This is a genomic window from Paenibacillus sp. AGC31 (assembly GCF_057334655.1).
On sequence record NZ_JBHFJH010000005.1, the window covers coordinates 17,488 to 41,114 of the forward strand.

Below are 23,627 nucleotides of genomic sequence, written 5' to 3' on the forward strand. Positions count from 1 at the left end.
CACTGCCTTTTATAAACTACCGTTGAAATAGTGATACTCAGAATTTACTTCAAAACCAACACTGCGGTACAGATTCAAAGCGCGTTTGTTCTCGGTAACCACAGACAGGCGGATATCTGTGTAATTTTGTTTCCTTAGGAGATCAACCAGGATGCTAAGCGCAGTGCGCCCCAGTTTCTGTCCCTGATAAGCAGGCAAGATACAGAAGTTATGAATAAATGCGGTTGTTGCATTAATGGAGTTGACCCGTACCAGCCCAACAGGCAGTTGATTCTGCCATGCAATATAGGTGACTCGGCTGGGTTCATTTGTTTGCATAAAGTACTCGCGTGTCCAGTCCTCCGAATCTCCAAAGGCTTGGGAGGAGCAAGTGACCATAAACTCCATATCCTCGGCTTCTGCCAAGGACAACGTTAGTTCAGGAGGCTCCACAACCGAAAGGACCTCATTCACAAGTTGCATCGAGTACTCCGCACGATCATAAATGGCTCCGAGGGATTGGGCAGTATGAACACCCGGAGATAATCCCTGAGGAACGCGATAACTGAGTTGGTTGATTCCCTGTGGTTGCATGTCTAGGAGGGCTCGTTTCAGTAAGTGGAGAAACACACCTTGGCGACGAAAATGCGGATGTACGATGGCATTAATATTTCCGGTTACGTCATCCGAAGGGTACCAACTGAGAAGTCCGACCAATTCACCATCACGATAACAGAGGAGTGCATGGTCCCCGTCTTTTTTGCTGATATGGTCAAGGTCCGCCTTGAGATAAATCGAATCAAGCTGTTTACATTGTTGTTCGAGCAAAATAATAGCATCAATCTGTTCCTTGGAATTATAGATCATAGGAACGACTTGATAAGTTGACATAGCTTTCACACCTTCATTGTTGAAGGAAACACGCAGTTATTGGACCCGCAGGCGCTGTCCTTCGAGAGTTGGTCCATTTGTAATTTTGATCATCATTATTATCTCCTCCAAATCACTTCCCGATGACTATAACACAATCTATGATGAAGATGACACCCAATGGATGTAATTCACTGGGTGTCTGTTCAGATGCGCCCAATAACTGGACATTATATCCTATTGAAGGGATAATTGAGAGTAATACTGACGAGAAAGGGAGGGATTAACCATGCGCAAGTTGGCATATGTGATGGGTATATTATTTCTTTCCGCCGCCATGTTAATGGGATGTACATCATCTGAACCAGCGGAAAGCACGGAACCCGTCACTCCACCAGCAACGGAACAGCCAAGTGATACGGGGGACCAGAAGGCGACTGCGGAGGAGCAGCAACAAGCGCTCGAAATGTCACTGGAGTATAAGACAACAGAACTCACTGTGGATGGCAAGGACTATGAGGATACGTTAGAGATGGAAGGGTTATTGGCCAAAGGAGAGACGATGAAGCCATTCCTGACCTCCAGGAATTATGAGGCTTACATGGCTAATCGATATATTGTCTTGCCTCTTCAGGTTGCACACATCGAACAAGCGAAGCTGCATCCTGAAAATATACAAACCAAGATCAAAGATAGCAAGAGCGACTGGATTCTGGTGGAATACACGCTTGATCTGAAATTTACGGATAAGGATGGCAAAGAGTTCAAGTCCATTCCGCTATCGGGCGATATCACCTTTTTGCAGGATCAGGGCGAATGGCGCATTCAGGATGATACGTACAACAGGGATGCATTCGCAGACATCATTAATAGTTCTTTATAGTTCATGAAGTGTCTGTGATTCTGGCACATGGGGTTGTACTTGAATTGTCCATTACGAATAAGCTCCTTCAAAAAAGTACGCACTTCAAAGTGCGTACTTTTTTGTGGGTGTGTCCAGCTAAGCGTGCGTCGTCAAAAGGGCTTCATCGTGATGATTGTTCTTGTCTCTTCCTAGAAATTTGCAGGGTACATTCTCCTGTAATGATGATATCATTTGGATAAATAAACTTACTTATTGCGCTTTTAGAGATTGGGGTTGGATTCATCATGAGGGGAATTCTCCGAGTCGGTTCTCGTAAGGTGTGGTTTTATATCGTTGTTGCCGTTATTGTTGGCTTGGTTGCAGGCTATGTCGTCCTCTCTGAGCCGGACTCTCCTAAGTTCCAAAGTGAAAAAGGTATTCTGGATTTAAGGCAGGTTCAGCTCAGTACGAATCCGCAAAAGTTAACAGGGGAGTGGTCGTTCTACTGGCAAGAGCTACTGTCGCCTGAGGACATACGGGTTCGTTCGGCAAGGGAAGGAAATCAGGACCACTGGATCAGCATCCCGAGCTCCTGGCTAGGCTATCCGTTAGAAGGTCAGCGGCTGAGTGGTACAGGCTATACAACCTATCGACTGATGATTAAACTAAGCGAGCAGGATCGAAACGAGCGGCTTACTCTGCGGCTGCCCAGCATTTTTCATGCGTACAAATTATGGGTGAATGGCGAGCTGCTGGCGGAAGTTGGTGAGGTAGGTCAGGACAAGAACCACGTGACCCCGCATCTGGAAACAAAGCTGGTGTATTTTCAGCCTGAAAGCGACACGTTAGAGCTGGTCATGCAAGTATCCAACTTCCAACATCATCGGGGCGGCATTACCAAGGATATCGAGCTGGGTGGCAGTGACGTACTAACGACCAAGACCAATCTGAATCTTGCCAGGGATATGTTCATCACGGCAAGTTTGCTAGTGATCGGTTTGTATAATCTGCTGTTGTTCATGCTGCGACGTAAGGATAAAGCTCCATTATATTTTGGCCTGTTTACTGTACTGCTTGGTATTCGATCCTTGTTCAACGGCGAACTTATCTTTACACAATGGTTGCCTCATTTTCCTTGGGAATCGCAGTTCAAGATCGAATATCTGATTCTTTGCCTCAGCGGTTATATCATCACCATGTATTTTGATTGTATTTTTCCGAATTATGTGTCGCGATGGTTTCGTCTTGGCACCCGGATCGTAACTGGTGCATTCTGTATCCTTGTAGTGGTAACCCCTGCAATTATATATACAAAATTTTTGCTGGTAATCGGTGTGATGGTAGTTCTACATATGATTTATCTGATGATCGGGCTGGTTCAGGCGGCTGTGCGACGTATGGAGGGAGCGCTGATCTTCCTGCTGGTGTCGGTGGTTACTTTGGTCACGGTTGTCAACGATTTTTTATATTACAACGGTTGGTCGCTGATCGGAAATACATCCCCGCTTGGCTTATTGATATTTACGATGGCACAGATGGTTCTGCTTTCTTCGAGATTTACGAGGACAGCATCCAATGAGGAGAAAATATCACGTGAGTTGCAGGACGTTAACGACAAGCTGATCGAAATGAATATGAATCTGGAACGGACCGTGCAGGAGCGAACTCAGGCCTTATCTACAGCTCATGATGATCTCCGCACTTCGTATGACCGGTTGCTTCACTCCGAGCAAGGGAGGAAGAAGCTTCTTGCCTACATTACGCATGATCTGCGTATGCCGCTGTCCAGCATGCTTGGATATGTAGAAGCTATACAGGACAGGGTCAAGCCGGAACGTAATGAGCAATATCTGAAGTACATCCGGGAGAACACGATAAGGATTAACCGTATGATCGAGGAGCTGACCTTCTTGTCTCATTTGGAGACCGGACAGGTCTCGTACCGAATGGAGCCGGTTCAGATGATTCCTTTCTTGCATGGTTTTTTTGAACAATATGAGTTGGTAGTGCGCGACGCAGGATTAGACTTCATACTGGATATCGGAGATACCGAGGATAGACGAACTATTTTGCCAGTTGTCGAGATGGATGCGAAAAGAATAGAGCAGGCCTTATTTAACCTAGTGTCGAACGCTATGAAGTTCACCTCCAGGGGAGGGCTGGTGCGTATTGCACTAGCTGTGGAAGAGATAAATCATACTCGCCATGCGATCATTAGCATACAGGATTCTGGCATGGGTATTCCTCCGGATCAGCTTGAGCAAATCTTCGAACGTAATTACAGATACGATCGGCCGGGCTTGGGGAATGGAATAGAAGGCAGTGGGCTAGGGCTAGCGATTTGCAGAGAAATCGTACTCGCACAAGGAGGGACAGTTCGAGCGGAGAGCGACGGTAAGATGGGGGCGACTTTCTATGTAACGCTTCCTTGTATCGGCAATGAAGGAAGGGGATGATGGGATGGACACTCACAAAATAATGATCGTCGATGATGATCCTCATATATGCGAGATTGTTCAGGTGTATTGCGAACGGGAGGGGTTTATCTCCACCTGCAGTCATAGCGGGACAGAAGCGATGGAACTGCTTGCATCGTTCGAGCCCGATTTGATTGTACTGGATATATTGCTGGCTAATGAAAACGGCATTGACTGGTGCAGGAATGCGCGTAATCTCACCAGTGCGCCGATTGTGTTTCTGAGCAGTCAAGAGGAAGACGAAATAAAAATTAGCGCATTATCCTATGGTGGCGACGATTATGTGACCAAGCCGTTCAGTCCGGGAGTGCTCATGGCCAAGATCAAGGCGCACCTTCGCAGAGTAGCAACGGGCAGAAGGGAACAACTGCTGGAGTTACCGGGTTTGACACTGGATTTCTACACGCAGTCCGTCAACATGGGGAGTATGCCTATCTCTTTATCGAAAAAAGAATTCAGTCTGCTGTCCTATATGGCACAAAACGTAAATCGTGTCGTCAGTGTCGATACGTTGTTTCAAATCATCTGGGGAATGGAAAGTCTGGAGGATACAAGAACGGTTGCTGTACATATCAGTAATTTACGCAAAAAAATTGAGTCTGACCCTGCCGACCCCGAGCGAATCATTACGGTTCGGGGGAGCGGATATATGCTGGTTTCTAACAGTACATCACAAGCATGAATATAGCAGTAAGGGTAGTCTATTATAAATGGGTAAATGGCGTTGGAGCAGTAACTGACGCTATTGGCCCATTTTTTGTTCTTTCCACTAGCTTCGTAATCGACTCAAGATATTGAATTCCTCAACACCAGTCTGCGCTTTTCCATCCTCTTCAAAATGATTTGCATTGTGAGCACGATTTTAAAGTTTTCTTTAGGTTTCTCAAATAGGCTAATCCACCATGATAAAATCACAGTGTCCAATATAACGATTACACGTGAAGAAATAGTTGTCATGCTGTCCCGCATTAGTACTTAAAGAAGGAAGTGGCTCCAATGGCACGAGTTATATGTATCACATCAGGGAAAGGTGGAGTTGGCAAGACGACGGTGACGGCTAATCTGGGGACTGCCCTTGCCTTATCGGGGAACAGGGTTTGCCTGATTGACGCTGATTTTGGATTGAGAAATCTGGATATCCCGCTTGGTTTGAGCAATAAGGTAAACTATCATATTTCCGATTTCCTGACCGGTCGTTGTGCTTTGCATCAAGTAATCGTCAAAGACAAGCGAATCAGCACTTTGTTCTTTATCTCCTGTAGTAACGACGTGATGCATCACGATGATCCGCAAGTGTTTCGCAAGGTTGTGCAGCAAATAGCCCAGGGTTATGATTATGTGCTGATCGATTCGCCGGCAGGCATTGAAAATGGATTCTGGAATACATCTTTAGCGGCAGATGAGGCTATTGTCGTTACTACGCCTCATCGTACGTCGCTTCAGGACGCGGATCGTGTAATCGGATTATTAGAAGATAGGATTCCGGCTCCTCCACAGCTCATCATTAATATGGCCGACGGACAGGAAACCCCTTCGACAACGGTAAAGATGGAGGATATCATCGATATTCTCAATATTGGTGTGATTGGCGTGATCTATAGCGATGTAGAAGTTATACGTTCCGTACATAAAGGAATCCCGATTGCGCTTGATCCCGAGCTTGAAAACGGACTGCGCTTCCGGCACATCGCCCACAATGTGGCGAAGAATCAGCAGGAGCCTTTTATCTCATTAAAATCCAAGAAGCATAGAAGTATTTTTTCGCTTTCTCAAAGACTGCGCTGGGGGGAGAGTAGTTCGATATAGTCGAATTTGGTATATGAATTGTTTAGACGCGAATCATCTAAAATGAATTACAGACTAGCATACCGAGGTTGGGCAAGGGGGAGTCTCCTATTGCCCATCCTTTTTAATATGACGGATTGTCCAGCCGAGTGAGACAGTGCTTCCATGAAGGTTTCTTGAGCAGATTCCCAGTTTAGACATTTACGAGGATGCTGGTTGATGATGTTCTCGCTTGCAAGTTGTTGCTTACTTAAAGTTTTCTTTATAATTCACAAGCGGCTCATTTAGCATGATAGAATTCGAGGAGAAAAATCGATAGAATTAGCCAATCTGCATCCATTACATTGCGGTTGTTAGCAAGAAGAGTATTGAGTTTTGCCTAACGAAAGTGTCTTTAACCATGATGAATCTGCTCTTTGTCAGGTTCTAGAAAGTCGGTTCTTTAGTTTTATACATAGAAGGGATGAATGATTGTGAAGAAAGCAACAAAACGGTTGTGGAAGTTGAGCTCACAGATTCTATTGTGGATGCTGCTTATCAGCTTAATAGTGTCTGCTGTGCCCGTATTTCCGGCGCAGTCGGCGGCAGCGGCTGAACTGCCGATGCAGCAGACAGCAGTAACCAAATCCAGTGGGTTCCAGGATGTGAGTCCGACGGACTGGTTCCACGATGCGGTCATCCAGGTGCAGGAGAAGGGGATATTTAGTGGCACGACTGCCAGCACCTTCTCGCCAAAAGGGACGATGACGCGTGCCATGTATGTGACAGCGCTCGGACGAATGGCTGGGGTAGATACAGGAGCTTATTCTACTTCTAGCTTTGCTGATGTACAAGCGGGCAGTTGGTATGCCCCATATGTCGAATGGGCAGTTAAGGAAGGAATTACCGACGGTACGGGCGGAGGAAAATACTCGCCGAATGCCACTGTATCCCGGGAGCAGATGGCAACGATGACGTTGCGATATTTCGAAAGCGAACAGATTCCTTATCAGACCGAAAATCCGGTCACGACAGAGCCGGGCGATCTCGCGGATGTATCGCCTTGGGCGGCTGGCGCGGTCATCAAGCTGTGGCAAGCCGGGGTGTTCACCGGGGATGAAAAGGGTAACTTCAACCCGCTTGTGCAAGCGACTCGCGCGGAAGCAGCGGTTCTCTTCATGCGCAACAACGCGGTTGTAGAGGCGTGGAAAAATCAGAATCAAACGCCGGTTACGCCTACACCAACACCGGCACAACCGGTGACACCAACACCGACATCGCCGGTGACATCAACGCCAACGCCGTCACCCGGCGGTAATAGTGGTGGAGGAACGCCTGGAGATAACGGGGGTAACCCCGGCACGGGTTCCACTACGTATACGCTCACGTTTGAGAGCAACGGAGGCACGGCGATTGCTGCGCAGACGGTACGAAAAGGCCAGGTGCTAAATAACCTGCCGGCTCCAACAAAAGAAGGATATATATTCCAAGGATGGTTTACAGATAGCGATTTCTCGCTCATCTTTGCAGAGGATAGTGCGATAAGTGCGGATACGAAGTTGTATGCGAAGTATACAGATAGCATAGATAATGCCGTACAGAGCACACCAAGCTATTCGGTGCTGGATGTGGCACCGGACTTCACGATTGCAGTACACGATGCATCAGGCAATCTGACAGTACCTGAGGTCCAAGCGGGTATGACGTTCACAGACACGGCGAATCCCGACTTCGCAGGTATTACCGTCACTGGCGGGAACGGGGCCTTCACGGTAGCGTCTGCAGCCGAAAACGGAAAATTCGTCGAAGGTAATACGTATCAACTTACATTGACGGATGACAAGTTGTCCTTCCAAGGACAAGACGAGACGACAAGCATCTACGTGTTTAGTGTCGCTAAGCAAGAGGTTTTAGACATTCCGCTGAACCCGAACATGATCTACCTTCCGTACACGGATGTCACGGATATGATGCTGAATGGCACAGAGGTGGGTTCACCAGCGATTTCGGTAGTTGCCACGACGGTGGGCGGTAGCGAAAATGCGCTTGCCGAGGCGAATGCGAGCAGTGGAACGTTCGTGTATTCCGGCAGCACCGTGATTCAAGTCGGCAATACAGTCGCCATCTATCAAGGGGTTCGTCCCGATCAACGCACGTTAGAAACCACCGACGCTGACGACGGCGATGTGGCCTATGTCCAGATTACGGCGGTAGACGGAAGCACCTATACCTACGATCATGCGGATATCAAGCAAGTGTTGCTCAAGGCGGATGTTCTGCCGGTGAGTGAGCAAGCGGACACAGATGGAAATCCGAACAACAACTCCATCACAGTTGAGCATACCAAGATGAACTACAGCGACAGCATGTATGAGCCTTTCGGCTTGGATGAGTTAACCACGGTGGATGTGGGTGATTTTATCGGGTTCTATAAAGGTGAATTCGGCGCCGAAACAGGTTTTGAGACCGTTGGGTACGGACGTATCACTTCGATTACGCCTGAAGCTGAGATGGACGTCATCGAATATACTGACGCCACGATTGAAGATATTGAGAATGTCTTCAACATCTATCAGAAGCAAGCAATTGACGGCGAAGATCTGTTATCGGAAGAGCAGATCGCGGAGCTTGAAGAGCAGATCGAGCAGCAAGCGAGAGACAGCGGATTCGTCGATCAAGCCGCAGATTATCTATCCGATCTAGCTATGGAAACGAAGGATATCAAGGATTTGAAAGAAATTCAGCAGATCAAGGCTCAGTCTTCCCTGGCTTCGGGCAAAAGTAGCCGGGTGAGCGTAGAGAACCTGACGGTCGTTGCCTCACTCGGGACGAAACTGAAGAATATTAACGGCCGAAGTTCCGGCGTCAGCGCCACACTGCAAGTTGGCGCCGATATCGTCGTGAATATTAATGAAGACAGCGATCTGGTTATCCATATGACTAGTACATTCGTTCAAGAAATGAGCCTGGATCTCGGCATTAATGGTGATATGCAAGGGCATTGGCTGAAAAAGTGGGGAATCCCTTACTGGTATAGCATCGACGATTATGTGATCACTGCCAATCTGGATGCCTATAGCTATACCGGGCTTAATATTACAGCAGAGATGGCCCTCATTGAACACGATAAGTTGCAGGCTGCACTGAATAACTGGGCCGGAGAGAAAAAAGCTGGCAGGTTAGGTCAGGTACAGGACATCGCCACACAGATCAAAGCATCTATGGATGGTGTACAAGGTACCTCTGTGGATACGGAGGAATTGAAAGAACAGTACCAAGAGATGTTGGAGCAAGATACGGAATGGGTTCCTTTGGTCAAGAAAGAGCTCTTTGAAAAAAGTGTGCGCGTGGCTTACGGGATTGTAGAAGTCAAATTTGAAGCAGAGTTTGTAGTCAGTGCTCAGGTTAACTTAACGATGGGTGCAGATTTCTACTACAAGATGGCGAAGCGCTACTCGGTGACCTTGCGTGTGTTAAGTTTTAGTGGTACGAGCAATACGGTCAGCTTGCCGGGAGACGGCGATTACCAGTTCACCTTCTATGTGATGGGGACGCTCGGGTTGCGAGCCGGCATTCATATGGAGGTCAAAGCGGGGATTGGCAGTGTCAAATTAAATAGTATTGGACTTGCCGTAGAACCTGGTGTGTATATCAATCTATGGGGTTACTTCTACTATCAGTTGACAAATACAAACGGGGTAAGATCTACAAAGTCTTTAGGTGCTCTGTTTGTTGAGATCGGTATCTATTTGGAGGTCGAACTCGGTGCCCAGTTGGGTGATGGAGCGCTCTCGGGCAGCGTGGGGCTGGTTGATGAAGAGTGGCCACTATATACGATTGGTGAACAATACAACGTCTCCGACTTCGCTTATCCGCAGGATAAGAATCTTTTGCTTGGTCTGGCAGGTGTTGCGGCATCCCTTGATGTACCGCAGTCGATGCTCTCGATGAGTATGTTCGATTTGAAAACAGGCGATACCGATACTCAAGCGTTTGGTGCTTCAAGGTTCGATATATACGTAGACAATGCGAATTTCAGGTATAACTTGGGTACGAATAAGGTCGAAGTAGTGAATACCAGCCTTCCGGTAAGTAAGGGTAATCTGGTCATCACTTGGAAAGGATCGCCGCTTTCATTCACGTCTCGTACGCTCAAGCGCACGATACCGTTGACGTGGCGCGTTACGGAGGGTGAATATATCCTCCAGTTGGATCCACGAAACGGCAACGCGACTCAGGTTCTTCCATTTGTTTATAATGCAACGGTTAATGTGCCTACTCCGGTCTATCCGGGCTATACATTTGACGGATGGTATACGGCAGCTACAGGGGGAACAAAGGTAACGATTCCGAGCCGCATGCCTAAGGATGATTACCAACTGTATGCGCACTGGACAGCGAACCAGAATACGCCATATACAGTGGAGCATTATTTGATAGACCCGAATACAAGAAAGTCGATTTCGACTACGCCGGATTATAAGGAACTGTTGACAGGAACGACCGATACGGAGATTCGCATCAACTCTGACCGATACAAGGATCGAGGTTATGCGAACGGAGAAATATACGGACGCCTGATCAAGGGGGATGGTTCGACGGTCGTAAGGGTTGAGTATTATCCGACGAGTCCGACTATCACTTTTAATTTGAGCTATCCGGGCTCTCCGCGCAGCACCTTAACCGAACCGTCCGGCCGAAATATCGAGGGGCGTATACCGGTGCCGACAAGACCGGGTTATGCGTTTGCCGGTTGGTCGCCGGAGGCGCCAAGCGTGATGCCGACTTCGAATACGGAGTATACCGCAATATGGACAGCCAAAGAAGATACGCCTTACCAAGTCGTGTATTTGAAGCAGAATATGGCGAGTGACACCTATACGGTGGCAGATACGGAAACGTATCGCGGAGCTACCGATACAGAAGCCAATCTGACGAATATAACTCCAAGGTCCTATGCTGGGTTTAAACTGGATGAAAATATTCCCGGAACGGTGTTAACAAGTCAGATAACCGGCAATGGAAAAACGGTTCTGAAGCTGTATTATAAGCGTGATGCTCATACATTGACGGTCGATTACAATGGTTCCGGCCAAGAGACCAAAGTTGTAGAAGTTCCATTTGGAGCGACGACGCAGCTCTATCTGGGCACACCGATCTGGCAGGGGCATGTCTTCACAGGATGGTCACCAACTCCTCCGACAACCATGCCTGGGGAAAGCATTATGTTCACCGCGCAGTGGACGACGAACGCTTATACGGTGAGCTTCAACAGCAATGGCGGAGCGGAAGAAGTGGAGAACCAGACGGTAGGGTATGGCAGTTTGGTCAGCACACCGGTTGAACCGACAAATGAAGGTTATGTCTTCGGCGGTTGGTACAGCGGCAGCGACCTGACGACTCTCTACGACTTCGCGGCACCGGTGACGGGTGATCTTACATTGTACGCGAAGTGGCTGCTCCGTTATACGGTGAGCTTCGAGAGTAACGAAGGCTCAATAGTAACGAGCCAGATGGTGAACGAAGGGTCTAGGGCTGAAGCTCCAGTCGCTCCGGAGCGCGAAGGTTACGTATTCAGTGGTTGGTACAGCGACATTGATCTGATCACCCCTTACGACTTCACAACAGCAGTAGTGACGACGGATCTTACGTTGTACGCAAAGTGGACGGTTTATGTGCCGAATACCTATACGGTGACTTTTGAGAGTAATGGTGGGTCGATCGTAGATGCCAAAACGGTGAACGAAGGCGCTGTGGCTTCCGCTCCTGGCGTTCCTTTACGGGGAGGCTATACGTTTAACGGTTGGTACAGCGATATAGACTTGACGATTGCTTATGGTTTTACAGCAGGAGTTATGGAAGATATAACGCTCTACGCGAAGTGGACGAAGAACAGCTATACTGTGAACTTCAGCAGTAATGGCGGATCATTGGTGAGCAGCCAGTCCGTGAACGAGGGCGATACGGTTATAGAACCTACCGCACCGATACGCGAAGGCTATGTGTTCAGCGGTTGGTACAGCGACCTTGCCGGTACGCAAGCTTACAGCTTCACAACATCGGTGACGACAAACATCACGTTGTACGCAAAATGGACAGCGATCTATACAGTGACCTTTGACAGCAATGAAGGTTCGGTGGTTGATGACCAGACGGTGGAATACAACGGAACAGCTACAGAGCCAGCCGCTCCAACAAAGGAAGGGTATATTTTTAACGGCTGGTACAGTGATGCAGGTCTGATCGAGGCTTACAGCTTCACGACACCAGTGACGAATAACTTAACATTATACGCGAAGTGGACATCCAACAAGCTCACGGTGAGCTTCGACAGCAACGGCGGGTCGGATGTAGAGAACCAAATGGTAAGCCCCGGCGGCAAAGCGATAGTACCGACTACGCCAACATGGGAGGGTTATAAGTTCGATGGTTGGTACAGCGACATTGCCGGAACGCAAGCTTATGATTTCGACACGGAAGTGACGGCATCCCTTACCTTGTACGCAAAATGGTCAGTGACACCGTGGTTCAACGTAGGTGGTTTGTTAGAAGGCAGTACAACTTATCAAGTGTTAACCGACAGTGAGGGTACGGTGTATGCTTCTTATCGATCGAATGACCTGCGCCTGGACAAATATGAAGGAGGCGTGTGGAAGAACATCTACCAAGGCACGGGTGACAAGTTGAGCTATACGCGGTTTGTCTTTGACAATGAGGACAATCTTTACCAGACTTCGTCCAGCGGCGAAGGCGTATATGTGCAGAAGTATAACGGCACGGAGTGGGAAGATATAGCCCGCAACGGATCTCTTCCGGGGGAAGGTTCAAATATTGCGTTTGACCAAAATAACGTGCTTTATCTGGTTTATAATCATTTAATTAGCAGCAATAAGTATGAAATGAGAGTGGTTAAATACGAAGGGAATAGTTGGGTTTCCGTAACTGGCGGCGATAGTCTTGGCGGGAAGGCGCTTAATCCAGTTATCCAATTTGATAGAAACAATATCCCATATGTAATGAACGATGTGTCCGAATTTATCGATAGAGGGAATCCTGCTATAAACGGACGAGGTTCACGTATCACAGTTTCGAAATATGAGAATGAAGCTTGGGAGCATATCGGCAACTTGGGTCTCGTAGAAGTAAGAGCTCTTGTGGAACCAGCAGAGTTTGCGGTTGCTCCTGATGGCGTGCCCTATGTCCTTTACTCAACGCCTGGCTCTTGGGTTCTGACGAGCTACAACGGGACGGATTGGGAAAAGGTCGGTGAGGGCAGGGTACCGACGTCCGATTATAGAAGGTTAAGACTCGCTGTTGACGACTACGGTGTTCCTTATGTTTCTTATGATGATCGATCAAATGAGAAACTGGCAACCGTAGTGAAGTACGAAAGTGCGTGGATCAAAGTTGGCGAAGAAGGTTTTTCCATAGCTAGTCCGCTCACTTTGAGTTTCGCTAGGGGTAAAGACGGCAACCTGTATATGATTTATAGAGAGGAAGTTTCAGGAAAAATAGTTGTGAGGAAACATAAGTTGCAATAGTGTAAGATGTTAATCAAAAAGTATAAGAAGAGTCTACTTCCGAAGGGAGCAGGCTCTTTTTTTTGCGTTAGCAAGGCGAGGGAAAAGCGTCGGAAAGCACAATGTAACTGAAATGTGCAAGCTGGCAAGTCTGCGGTTCGAACCAAACTTTTGACGCTTATTATGTTCCATCCAAGGTATCTTGAAGGACACGCTCCTCAATATTCGAGAGACGGGGGAATTTGTCATCAATATGGTTCCGGCTTCGTTGGTGGAGTCGATGCAGCGATCATCTGGTTCTTGGAAAAGTAGAGCATATACGGGTGAATGCAGAGGCATATGCCGGTCGTTATAAAATATCCATGGAGAGCTGGCTGGCGATTACGCGCTAATTAAATCTATATTTTCAGTCTGAGATAGGGTTACGTAATCTATATCTAAAATAGTGCAGCAGAAAGAACCGCTTCTTCAGTTGTGACTCCTGAAAAAGCGGCCTTTCTCTGAAATTTAAATTGTAGATGTAGGTGGCTAAATCCTCATCTGTAATTCATTTGTTTAGAAATTGGTTCGCCCAAACGTGGCGTCACTCTTCACCGTTGAACTGCTGGATGCATTGATGGCATCGAGTTGTAATACGTAATCATAATGCCGGATGTAATGTCCAGGCTGACTATACGATTGAAGGGATACTTTGGTGCTGTCAGCCCAACCTGGACTGCTTAGGAACGTAGCATCTCCCTTATAGGCGGAGGTGTCGGCATAAGCTTCAAGTACAATTTTATTGCTGGTGTTGCGCTTCAAAAAGTAACCCGGGAAGTTGATGGACTCCAGTGAAATTCCCGTGGAGCTGGCAAGACCCGGTACGACGCGGAACTGGGAATCCAGAACAGGGGAGACGTTGGCATCCACGCGAGCAGTGTAATTGGCATGACGGATGTATCGATCCGGAATGTTGTGTGAACTGAACCGACTGTAACCTGTGGCTTCCGGTGTTGCAGGACCCAACATTTTGACCTCGTGCAGGGTTGGGGTGTACCAGTTACCCGGATTATTCCACAAGACCGCGTTCACCATATTAATCCGTACATAACGGGCTGTGAAATGCACAGCATCTGTTGTAAAGCCATAGGTCAGATTGTTGGTGCGATCCAAGGTGGAGTAATTGACACCATCGTTGCTAATTTCAATTTTGTATTTGTAGTATCCTTCGGAACCTTTATACATAAACCAGGACGTGTCGATCTCGTTGATCGTCTTCGGTGCGCCGAAGTCCACCTGCCACCAGGCAGGCCAGCTATTGGAGGAAGCCACCCATGAAGTCTGGTAGTTGCCATCATTGACGTTGGATGCAGACGAGCCGGAGGCTGTGGAGCTGGCGGTAGCTGTTTTGCCTTGTGCATGATTGACGAGAGCAGGCGGTGTTACCGCACCCGTTACTGCGTCGATATTCCACGTTGTATACCACTCCAGTGATGCGGTTCCGTTCGAATCATTCAAGGTTAGTGGCAGCCAGATATGTTTGTGCTCTCCGAGGTTCATCGGATTCCAGCGATCCGCCATGTAGATGAAGGATGTGGTGTTGCTGCCTGTAATCGTGGCAATATCGTGAATCTGCGAACCGAAGGCAGATGGATTGCCATATGGCGTAAGCGCAGCCCATGGACCCGTCATGGAAGTTGCTGTAGCATAAGCGCCCTGATTCGGATACCAGCCAGCGGCTTGAGAGGTGAAGAGGTAGTAACGGTTTCCTTTTTTCACAACAGCAGGTGCTTCACGGTAGGCGTTCTCGAACAGCCAGCCCTCGAAGGACTGTATTCCGGTGTAACTTGCATTCATTTTAAAAATAGCCATCGTATCATTGGCACCGCCATTTTTGCGGGAAGCAGTAACCAGATAACCTGTGCCATCTGTATCAACAAAGACGGTCATGTCACGGGATTCATAATTCAGCGGGCGGAAGCTGCCCTCATAGGTGAATTTGCCATTCGGGGTATTGCTTGTTGCGACCGCTACACGCCCGAGGTTGTAGTCTGTACCGTTCTCATAGTGTGCCCAGAGCACATACTGATTGGTGGAGGCGTTATAGATGACTTTGGGGCGTTCGATCTTACTGGAGGCCAGCTCGGTTGCGGAATCTTTCGTCAGGATGGCATTGCTGAAAGTCCAGTTCTTCAGATCAGTGGAGGTGTAGACGTTCACGCTGTCAAACCTGCCGCCCACCGCATGTTCACCGTACAGATAATACGTCGAGCCTACCTGCAGAATGTTGCCACTATTCGCATGGATGGGGTTGCCTGCGGTATCGAGCCAATCGGTACCGTTGGTTATTGTGACACTTGCTGCGCTTGTCCGTTCAGGATGAAGTCCAAACAGGGTGAACGTGAGTGCAAAGACCAGAAACCAGACGGCTTTCCTGTTACCCATTACATACACCTCCCGAAAGATATCAGATTAAATGTAGCGCTTTCATTTATATTGTAGTTGGGTCAGACTCTTTTTCAAGTGAACAATCCATCCATTGCTGAACAAACCTTCATTTCATCGTGGCTGAGCGGTGAGAGCGGAGGAAATGTTCCTAAATATCAAGTACGATGATGTAGAGAGGATCAGGTACACACGTTAAAATAAAGCTAGACTGAATTCACATCATGGTTGGAGGGTGAACCGTCATGAACAAGTTTATTGTAGATGAAGACCTTCAGGTGATATTGCATAATGACGAGGATAGAACGAGCACTCCGATTAAGGGAGGCATTACTACTCAGGATTTTGAAGTCATCTCTACTTATCAAAAGGGATGGTTGACCTTCGCCTATCTACGTGATCGTCAGGGAATATGGTGGTTCAATGCCCGTAAGAACAAGGCGAGTTTGTTCAGTTGGGATACGGAAGCTTTTCGTGTGATCGATGAAGATTACTGCTGCGACTCTCAGTACGTCTATCTGGAAGATCGGGCCATGCCTGACTCTGATCCGAGCAACTTTCGGCTATTGCCGGATACGCCCTACTTTGCTCAGGACCAACGTTATTTATATGTAAAGAGCAGCACGCATTTTCATCTATTTGAGGATATCGATACGAACTCTGTGATTGCTCATCACGACTATTGCACCGACCAGGACCATCTGTTCCATCTGTCCAGCTCTCTTCGTTACGCGAATGGGGAAAAGGATGAGGTGAGGGCATGGTTGCAAGAACATCATCCCGACGTACATGGCTGGTGGCATGCGCATTATGCCCACAGTGCAGAGGGCGCTACGCAGATCACAGGGAATTGGTATGAGACAGAGTCGTCTATTTTTTATAAAACCGAATGGGGCGGTACGGCTCATCGAGAAGCAAAAGAGGTATTCAACCTTGTTCGTGGAGCAGACAGGTCTACCTGTGAACCGCTGGATGAGCAGTTTGCACGGGACCGAAAACGTGTTTATTTTCAGTGGCGTACTGTACAAGGAGCAGACCCGGATACGTTCCAGTCACTAGGTGGACCTTTTGGACGTGATGGCAAACACGTGTATTACAACGGTTACCGTGTCGACGAGGCAGATGCTCGGCAATTTGTAGCGTTTGCCGGGACGGAGCATCTTGGACTTTCCATGGATCAGCAACATGTGTATCGTGCCGAGGTTGTTCGGACAAGTCAGCCTTTCGGTCATCCAGACGATGTGCTTCAGATCATCAAGGGAGCTGATGCTGCAACGTTTGAGTTAATAACACCTTCCGGCAGTTGGGCGGTGGATGCCAATCGTGTGTATCTATGGGGTAAACCAAATAAACATATCGATCGAGCCAGCTTTACACATCTATTCGATGCTGATCCCCAGAGTTGGGCAATGGATCAGAATGGTCTATATAATGCCAATGGCAACCGCACGGTAAAGGGTGTGAGCGGTAGTACATTTGTCATGCTGAATCAATATTGGGGTAAAGATGAGCGTGTGGTGTTCAGTTTTGTGACGGGTGGGGTTTATAAGTCGGGAGATGTAGCAACGTTTCAGGTTACGGATGATATCGGGGGCGCCGAAGATGCGCTCTTTCGGTATACGGTGGAAGGCGGTACAGTGCGGAAAAAGAAGAGGTAATGAAAACAGGGATAGCAGACTTAGAAAAGAGTCCACTATCCCTGTTTGAATTTCTATTTATTTGACCGTATTTACCAAACTATTTATGACCTTTGCGAACCTTGAGCTGCATCTTTTTGATCGTTGTGTTTTGCATGAGCTCCAGTACGAGGGGGCCTTTGCCATTCAGAATCTCTACATCCGTCACATTATCCAGAATCGTAATGATCCCGATGTCGTCTGCGGTTACCCCTTCGAGCTTGGCTATGGTACCTACAAAGTCTACGGCGCGAAGTTTCTTCTTCTTGCCTCCGTTGAAGTTCAGCTTCATGATCTGTTGGTTAAGCTGTTCACGCTTGTCCTTTTTACGTTCAGGAACGATCTTCAATCGTTTCTCAAAATCTTCTCTGCGGCGATCCACAGCTTCTTCAGAAGGTGCTTTCACGACAGGGATTTCGAATCCAATATAGGATTCAATCTCAGCCAGACGTCTGCCATCTTTCGGTGTGATCAACGTAATGGCTTTACCTGTTTTGCCTGCGCGACCCGTACGGCCTGTACGGTGAACATATCCCTCTTTTTCCAAAGGAATATCGTAGTTGATGACATGGGTAATATTTGTGATATCAATACCACGTGCGGCTACATCCGTTGCGATCAGATAACGGAATTGTCCCCGTCTGAATGCGTTCATCACTTCGATCCGCTCATCCTGCTCCATACCACCATGGATACGATCTGCTGGGTAGTCAAGATCAGCCATAACCCGGAACAGTTTATCCACATTCTCCTGCGTACGGCAGAACACGATGCAGCTATCCGGATTTTCCACAATGAACAAGTCTTGAAGCAGTGCGGTTTTGTTCACCTCGGGTACGTTAATCACAGCATGTTCAATCGTGGCTGTTGTCAGTCCACTTGCCTTGATTTCGATCTCCACCGGTTTGTTCATGTATTTGCGTGACAGCTTGGCTACATCTTCAGGGAACGTAGCGGAGAACAACATCGTTACTCGCTCCTGCGGCAGTTTCTGAATGATGGACTGTACTGTCTCAATAAAGCCCATATTCAACATCTCATCCGCTTCGTCAATAACGAGATAGGCGATCCGTTCGAGTGGCAGCGTGCCGCGTTCGATATGATCCAGTACCCGACCTGGTGTACCAACAGCCACGTGGGTTCTTTGTTTTAACTCTGCTTTTTGGATATGAAAAGGGGACTGTCCGTATAGTGCGGTTGCTTTAATACGCTTAAAGCGGCCGATATTCGTAATATCTTCGTTAACCTGCAAAGCCAGTTCCCGGGTTGGTGTAAGAATCAAAGCCTGTGGCTTATTCTCATTCCAATCCACCAGCTCGCAGAGCGGAATGCCGTAGGCGGCTGTTTTACCACTGCCTGTCTGTGATTTGACCACAAGATCCTGATTCTCTAGTGCTACCGGAATAACTTTGGTTTGAACCTCGGTTGGTGTCTCATAGCCCAGACTGTCCAGTGCTTTTACGATCTCTTCACCAAGTCCATAATCTTTAAATTGTTGCTCGCTCATCGTTTACCTCTTTTGCGTTAGTTTTGAATACTCTACATACAAGCATTGCACCGTACATTTATCGTATACCTCTTCATTATACTCTATATGCAGGCAGGCTAACGGAGTAAATGCTTCAAGTGTGTAAATTGTTTTCATCATTTCCGATTTTAGTAGCAACCACCCGTTGCTGTTCGTATGTGTATCATAACGTTCCACGTGAAACGAAATGTATCGGCGTATTTTGCTTGGTGTTAATGAATGACCATTTTTACAGCTTTGGTTTGGGGAGGGTAAGATTGATCAATAACTCCATTGATCCATACTTCTGCACTTCGACCAACGAGTGTCTCATCCAAAGAGACGGTGACAATCTCTTCTTCGATGATGAGTTCGGCGTCCTTGCTGAGCGAGACCCAAATCGGTCCAGAATCAACACCGCCATCTTCTTTATTCTCGATGAGTACCTGACCTCTTTCTTCCTCAAAATCCGTAATAATTCCTCGCACATGTGGCTTCTCTTTCCCTTGTTCCTCGGATTTATCTGCGCATCCGAGCGTTAGCAGAAGCAAGATAAACGGGAATACGAATAATCTTCGTACAATGGACATCGGGTTACTCACCTCTCATCCTTTTTAATGCATCTATAACTATGGACGTTACCTGAGGTGACGAAGTTCCTGTATATCAATAAAAAAGAACCAAAATCATTCGATTCAGTCTGGTACTGAAAATTGGAATATGTTAGCATATAGTTAACTTACTGAACGGAGGGATACGTGTGGTAAATTTTTTTCGATTGAGATAGTAGCGGAACGTTTGCTTGCGCTTGCTGTTTCACTGCCTGTGTGCAGATCATCGGGAGAAGTTTGCCTGTTTACACGTATGCCGCTAGTCGTCATGAAAGGATCACTTTTTGAAGTGGTTCTTTGATGTACTACTATTTTTTTGTGAGCATCCAGGTATGCCAACTTCCGAAATGAACTGCACAGGCGAACATGTCTGTGTTTTTTATTTTATCCAGGAAAAGGGGAGTACCTGATATGACAAAACCGAACTTAAATGAAAATTTGGCAATTCATAAGGAACTATTAACTTTAGCAAAACAGAACGGACTACTTATTGTTGAGAAATCCTTGGAGATCAACGAGTCGGGTATGGATTTTCGAGTAGCATTTGCCACGGATGAAGAAGGCCGCAGATGGGTTCTGCGCCAGCCGCGACGCGAAGACGTGTGGGAGCGAGCCGAGAATGAGCGCAAGGTGCTGGATGTGGTCCGAGGAAATATACCCGCACAAGTACCGGATTGGAGGATCTTCACGCCAGAGTTGATAGCTTATCCTTTACTTGATGGTGATCCGATCGCAGTTGTGGACCCCGCAGGGGGAGGGTATGTATGGCGATTCCCTCAGGAGAGCTTATCGGATACATTCCTGGATTCACTGGCTACGACTCTCGCCATGCTGCATAACATCGATCCCGACAAGGCGAAGAAAGGTGGAGTGCGGATCAAGACACCTATGGAAGCTCGCAAAGAATTTGCAGCCAATATAGAGGAGGTTAAGCAGAATTTTTCGGTGCCAACCGAGTTAGTTGAACGTTGGACGGTATGGCTTTCTGTAGGTAGTTATTGGCCTCAGCACTCGGCGTTCATCCATGGTGATCTGCATCCGCCGCATATTATTGTCGATGATGCCCAGCGAGTAACTGGGCTTATTGATTGGACGGAAGCGGAGATTGCAGATCCGGGTAAGGACTTTGTCATCTACTACGCACTCTTTCAGGAGGAGGGGCTGCGTGAGCTTTTGAGTCGTTATGAGAAGGCAGGGGGAAGAACATGGCCCCAGATGCTGGAGCATATTCGGGAGCAGTGGGCAGCTTATCCTGCAATTGTTGCCAAGTTTGCACTAATTACAGGAAAGGAGTCCGACATGGAGATGGCGAGAGGCATGCTTGCGAATTGGGATGTAAAGAGAGGTTGAGCATCGAAGGCATATATAATTGGTTCACCCGTTATGGCACGTACTCTCGCAAAGCAGTTACAGCGTTACTCTAACGGTTCGTTAACATAACAAAGGGCGATCCCGACCATGAGTTCCATGGGAGAATCGCCCTTTTTCTTTTTCATTAAGCGTGGTGCGTCACGAATGTGTTTATTTCATTATACTCACGTATTTCCCGTATACAAATGCTACACGTCCATCCAGCTTCACTTTTACCCAACCATACTTGTCTGTACTGATCACTTCAAGCAGGGTGCCTTTCGGTACAGCAGCAATGACCTTGGCTTTGGATGAAGCGCCGGCGCGTACGTTCAGGTAAACCGCAGTAACCTTGGCTTGTTTGCCTTTGGTGACAGTTCCTGGTTTACCTGTGTTCGGTGTTGATGGCTTGCCAGGTTTCGACGTGCCTGGAGTCGGTGTTGGTTTTGGTTTCGTTGGCGTTGTCGGCTTCTCAGGTGTAGGAGTAGTTGCTCCCTCGCCATTGCCTGCCGCTTTGCGAGCTTTATTCAGCTGTTGATAGAACGCTCCCTTGGTTTTCGCGCCTGCGAATTGTGCCGCACTCACATCTGCTTTGGCAGATAGCGTATCAATCTCTTCCTGAGTCACCGTATCCAAAATGTTAATGGAGGCAATGTTGGTGTACTTGCCATCTTCTGTTGTTGGCACAGACATAATGCCATCGTTAATTAACTCCACTACATCTGCACGCTCCGGTGCAGTCAGGTCTACGCCAGTGATTTTCCAGTTGTGTTGAATCTTCGGTTCGTAGACACCTTTCATGACATCTTTCAGATAGGCGATGGACAGGTTGCGAATTGTACCTTGAATCTCACCAAATGCCGAGGCATCCTTGGAGGACCAGAGCTGCTTGAACTTGCGCCCTTCCATGGCGCCGCCTTTGGCAATCAGGGCTTCCATTCGATAGGCGTTCATGCCAAGTTTCAACGTATCGTCTTCTTTTACTGTTGTACCGTTGCTGTACTTGAGATTTGTAATCCGACTGCCGTATGGTTTGGTCAGGTCAATCTCATACGTTACGCCGCCAAAGAAATCATCTGTGCTGTATTTGGAAGCACGTCGTTTCGGATCAAAGCTGATGGTCACATCACCCGGGCGTGTGGAGTTGAAGTATCCCGCAGACCACTCCATATAGTCCATCAGATCGCGTCCGGTCACTTCATATACGGTCACTTCACCAAAGGTGTATTGGTAGTTGAATGCAATATCCTTTTTCTTGATCGGGCCTACATCCAGCTTGGCCTTGTCGTTATCAATCTGGTGCGCGACCACATCGGCATCACTGTAATGCAACATCACTTCGGTGAAAAAGTCAGACAAAGGTGTTTCCTGGATCTGCACCGCAGGGATACCCTTAATCTCATCAGCAGGGACCAGGTTTGTTCCTTTCAGTTCAGCCACTTCAATATTGGCATCGGCACGAGCGAACTCGTGGAATGGGTGAAGTGTTTCTTCCAGCGCAGGATCGGAGACTTCATATGTTCCGTCTGCTGCTTTCACAGCGAGAGCTTGAGCTTCCTTGCTTTTCAGCACAACTTTGTCGCCGTCTTTTTCAAATGTCAGATCAATTCGAGAGATGTGTGAGCCATATTTATTCGGTTCGGAGATCAATACGCCGTTAACCGTTTGGGATTCAATCAAGGTATGCATGTGTCCGGCAAATATGGCAGCCAGCTCCGGGTTGGCATTGGCGATATCCGTCACTCCGGTTCCCGGATTTCCGTTCTCGTTGTCCAGTCCCATATGCATGAGTCCAACCATGACATCAACTTTGCCTTTCAGCTCAGCAATGGCCTTCTTGGTCTCTTCCACAGGATCTTTGACGATGATGCCGTCCAGGTGATCCGTACCTTTCTCGAACTCGGTAATCATTGGTGTGTTCATTCCGATAACACCCACTTTGATTCCGTCTTTCTCGATAATCGTATAGGCAGGCATGTAGCGGTCGCCGTTTTCTTTGAAAATATTACCCACGAGAGGTTGTCCATTGAATTGGGAAGAGATCTTCTCCAGTACGTCCAGCCCAAAGTTAAACTCATGGTTACCCATAACCCATGCGTCATATTTCATTTCGTTCATTGCCACCATCATGGGAGATTGGGGCTGATCATTGAACAACTCAGCCGAGTTATCCTGAATCATGTCGCCTGCATCGAGCAGAATCGTATTGGGATTCTCCGCACGCACTTTTTTCACAATCGTGTAGAGCTGTGTCATGCTACCGGTTGGGTTTGGACCGTCCAGAGCATAGTCCCACGGCATAAATCGACCATGAATATCGGATGTTCCCAGCAACGTGATCTTAGTCTCCTTGTCTGCCTCAGCAGCCTGAACCGGAGTGGAAGCAAAAGGGGCAAACAAAATGGAGGCACATAAGAGGAACGATAAAGGCCATCCGGCGAAACGTTTTGTTGAAATTTTGCGCATGTTGTAATCTCCCTTGTTATCTAGTGTGTGTAAAGATATGTATCATTTCATACTAGATAAACATGTGGTGAATGTAAACTCCAATGTAAGAGTTATGTTGGATTTAAGAGAGTGAATCTATAAATAGCTTCAGAAAAAG

At 47.6% G+C, this 23,627-nt stretch carries 13 protein-coding genes; 8 read left to right on the forward strand and 5 right to left on the reverse strand.

From position 1 onward, the window contains the following. Nucleotides 1-9: 9 nt before the first annotated feature. Nucleotides 10-870, reverse strand: a complete 861-nt coding sequence (locus tag ACE04G_RS03915; protein ID WP_221820113.1) for a GNAT family N-acetyltransferase — start codon at nt 868-870, stop codon at nt 10-12. A gap of 268 nt (nt 871-1,138) precedes the next feature. Between ACE04G_RS03915 and ACE04G_RS03920 the strand changes: the two genes are divergently transcribed. The 6 genes from ACE04G_RS03920 to ACE04G_RS03945 all read left to right on the forward strand — a co-directional run bounded on the left by ACE04G_RS03920 (nt 1,139) and on the right by ACE04G_RS03945 (nt 13,846). Further along, nucleotides 1,139-1,732: a hypothetical protein gene (locus ACE04G_RS03920; protein WP_221820111.1), complete on the forward strand. Its 594-nt coding sequence runs from the start codon at nt 1,139-1,141 to the stop codon at nt 1,730-1,732. Between the two features lie 266 nt (nt 1,733-1,998). Next, the gene (locus ACE04G_RS03925) at nt 1,999-4,149 is read left to right on the forward strand and encodes a sensor histidine kinase (RefSeq protein WP_221820109.1); all 2,151 of its coding nucleotides are present in this window, start codon (nt 1,999-2,001) and stop codon (nt 4,147-4,149) included. Nucleotides 4,150-4,153: 4 nt separating this feature from the next. Next, the gene (locus ACE04G_RS03930; RefSeq protein WP_221820107.1) at nt 4,154-4,852 is read left to right on the forward strand and encodes a response regulator transcription factor; all 699 of its coding nucleotides are present in this window, start codon (nt 4,154-4,156) and stop codon (nt 4,850-4,852) included. Nucleotides 4,853-5,166: 314 nt separating this feature from the next. Beyond that, the gene (minD, locus tag ACE04G_RS03935) at nt 5,167-5,976 is read left to right on the forward strand and encodes a septum site-determining protein MinD (protein ID WP_449003632.1); all 810 of its coding nucleotides are present in this window, start codon (nt 5,167-5,169) and stop codon (nt 5,974-5,976) included. A gap of 452 nt (nt 5,977-6,428) precedes the next feature. Next, nucleotides 6,429-13,475, forward strand: coding sequence for an InlB B-repeat-containing protein (locus ACE04G_RS03940; protein WP_449003633.1), 7,047 nt, complete (start codon nt 6,429-6,431; stop codon nt 13,473-13,475). Nucleotides 13,476-13,696: 221 nt separating this feature from the next. Beyond that, the gene (locus ACE04G_RS03945) at nt 13,697-13,846 is read left to right on the forward strand and encodes a hypothetical protein (protein WP_221820092.1); all 150 of its coding nucleotides are present in this window, start codon (nt 13,697-13,699) and stop codon (nt 13,844-13,846) included. A gap of 163 nt (nt 13,847-14,009) precedes the next feature. Here ACE04G_RS03945 and ACE04G_RS03950 read toward each other — a convergent pair whose 3' ends face one another. Next, complete coding sequence (locus ACE04G_RS03950; protein ID WP_221820090.1) at nt 14,010-15,878, reverse strand: AbfB domain-containing protein; 1,869 nt, start codon at nt 15,876-15,878, stop codon at nt 14,010-14,012. A 245-nt stretch (nt 15,879-16,123) separates the two neighbouring features. On the opposite strand from ACE04G_RS03950, the gene ACE04G_RS03955 reads away from it, so the two are divergent. Then, the gene (locus tag ACE04G_RS03955; protein WP_221820089.1) at nt 16,124-17,536 is read left to right on the forward strand and encodes a DKNYY domain-containing protein; all 1,413 of its coding nucleotides are present in this window, start codon (nt 16,124-16,126) and stop codon (nt 17,534-17,536) included. A 79-nt stretch (nt 17,537-17,615) separates the two neighbouring features. Here the strand turns inward: ACE04G_RS03955 and ACE04G_RS03960 are convergent, their stop codons facing one another. Together ACE04G_RS03960 and ACE04G_RS03965 are read right to left on the reverse strand one after the other, a co-directional pair. Continuing rightward, on the reverse strand, nt 17,616-19,061 hold the full coding sequence (locus ACE04G_RS03960; RefSeq protein WP_076320241.1) for a DEAD/DEAH box helicase: 1,446 nt from the start codon (nt 19,059-19,061) through the stop codon (nt 17,616-17,618). Between the two features lie 233 nt (nt 19,062-19,294). Next, the gene (locus ACE04G_RS03965) at nt 19,295-19,651 is read right to left on the reverse strand and encodes a YobA family protein (protein WP_221820087.1); all 357 of its coding nucleotides are present in this window, start codon (nt 19,649-19,651) and stop codon (nt 19,295-19,297) included. 432 nt (nt 19,652-20,083) lie between these two features. Here ACE04G_RS03965 and ACE04G_RS03970 point away from each other — a divergent pair, with 432 nt between their 5' ends. Continuing rightward, nucleotides 20,084-21,022, forward strand: a complete 939-nt coding sequence (locus ACE04G_RS03970) for a macrolide 2'-phosphotransferase (protein ID WP_221820081.1) — start codon at nt 20,084-20,086, stop codon at nt 21,020-21,022. 171 nt (nt 21,023-21,193) lie between these two features. Here the strand turns inward: ACE04G_RS03970 and ACE04G_RS03975 are convergent, their stop codons facing one another. Beyond that, entirely contained in the window at nt 21,194-23,488 is a 2,295-nt protein-coding gene (locus ACE04G_RS03975) for a 5'-nucleotidase C-terminal domain-containing protein (protein ID WP_221820080.1), read from the reverse strand. Nucleotides 23,489-23,627: the final 139 nt, after the last annotated feature.

Coding starts and splice junctions, on each gene's coding strand:
- ACE04G_RS03950 (WP_221820090.1), bottom strand. CDS start 15,878: ATGGGTAACAGGAAAGCCGTCTGGTTTCTGGTCTTTGCACTCACGTTC.
- ACE04G_RS03920 (WP_221820111.1), top strand. CDS start 1,139: ATGCGCAAGTTGGCATATGTGATGGGTATATTATTTCTTTCCGCCGCC.
- ACE04G_RS03955 (WP_221820089.1), top strand. CDS start 16,124: ATGAACAAGTTTATTGTAGATGAAGACCTTCAGGTGATATTGCATAAT.
- ACE04G_RS03965 (WP_221820087.1), bottom strand. CDS start 19,651: ATGTCCATTGTACGAAGATTATTCGTATTCCCGTTTATCTTGCTTCTG.
- ACE04G_RS03925 (WP_221820109.1), top strand. CDS start 1,999: ATGAGGGGAATTCTCCGAGTCGGTTCTCGTAAGGTGTGGTTTTATATC.
- ACE04G_RS03960 (WP_076320241.1), bottom strand. CDS start 19,061: ATGAGCGAGCAACAATTTAAAGATTATGGACTTGGTGAAGAGATCGTA.
- minD (WP_449003632.1), top strand. CDS start 5,167: ATGGCACGAGTTATATGTATCACATCAGGGAAAGGTGGAGTTGGCAAG.
- ACE04G_RS03930 (WP_221820107.1), top strand. CDS start 4,154: ATGGACACTCACAAAATAATGATCGTCGATGATGATCCTCATATATGC.
- ACE04G_RS03975 (WP_221820080.1), bottom strand. CDS start 23,488: ATGCGCAAAATTTCAACAAAACGTTTCGCCGGATGGCCTTTATCGTTC.
- ACE04G_RS03915 (WP_221820113.1), bottom strand. CDS start 870: ATGTCAACTTATCAAGTCGTTCCTATGATCTATAATTCCAAGGAACAG.
- ACE04G_RS03970 (WP_221820081.1), top strand. CDS start 20,084: ATGACAAAACCGAACTTAAATGAAAATTTGGCAATTCATAAGGAACTA.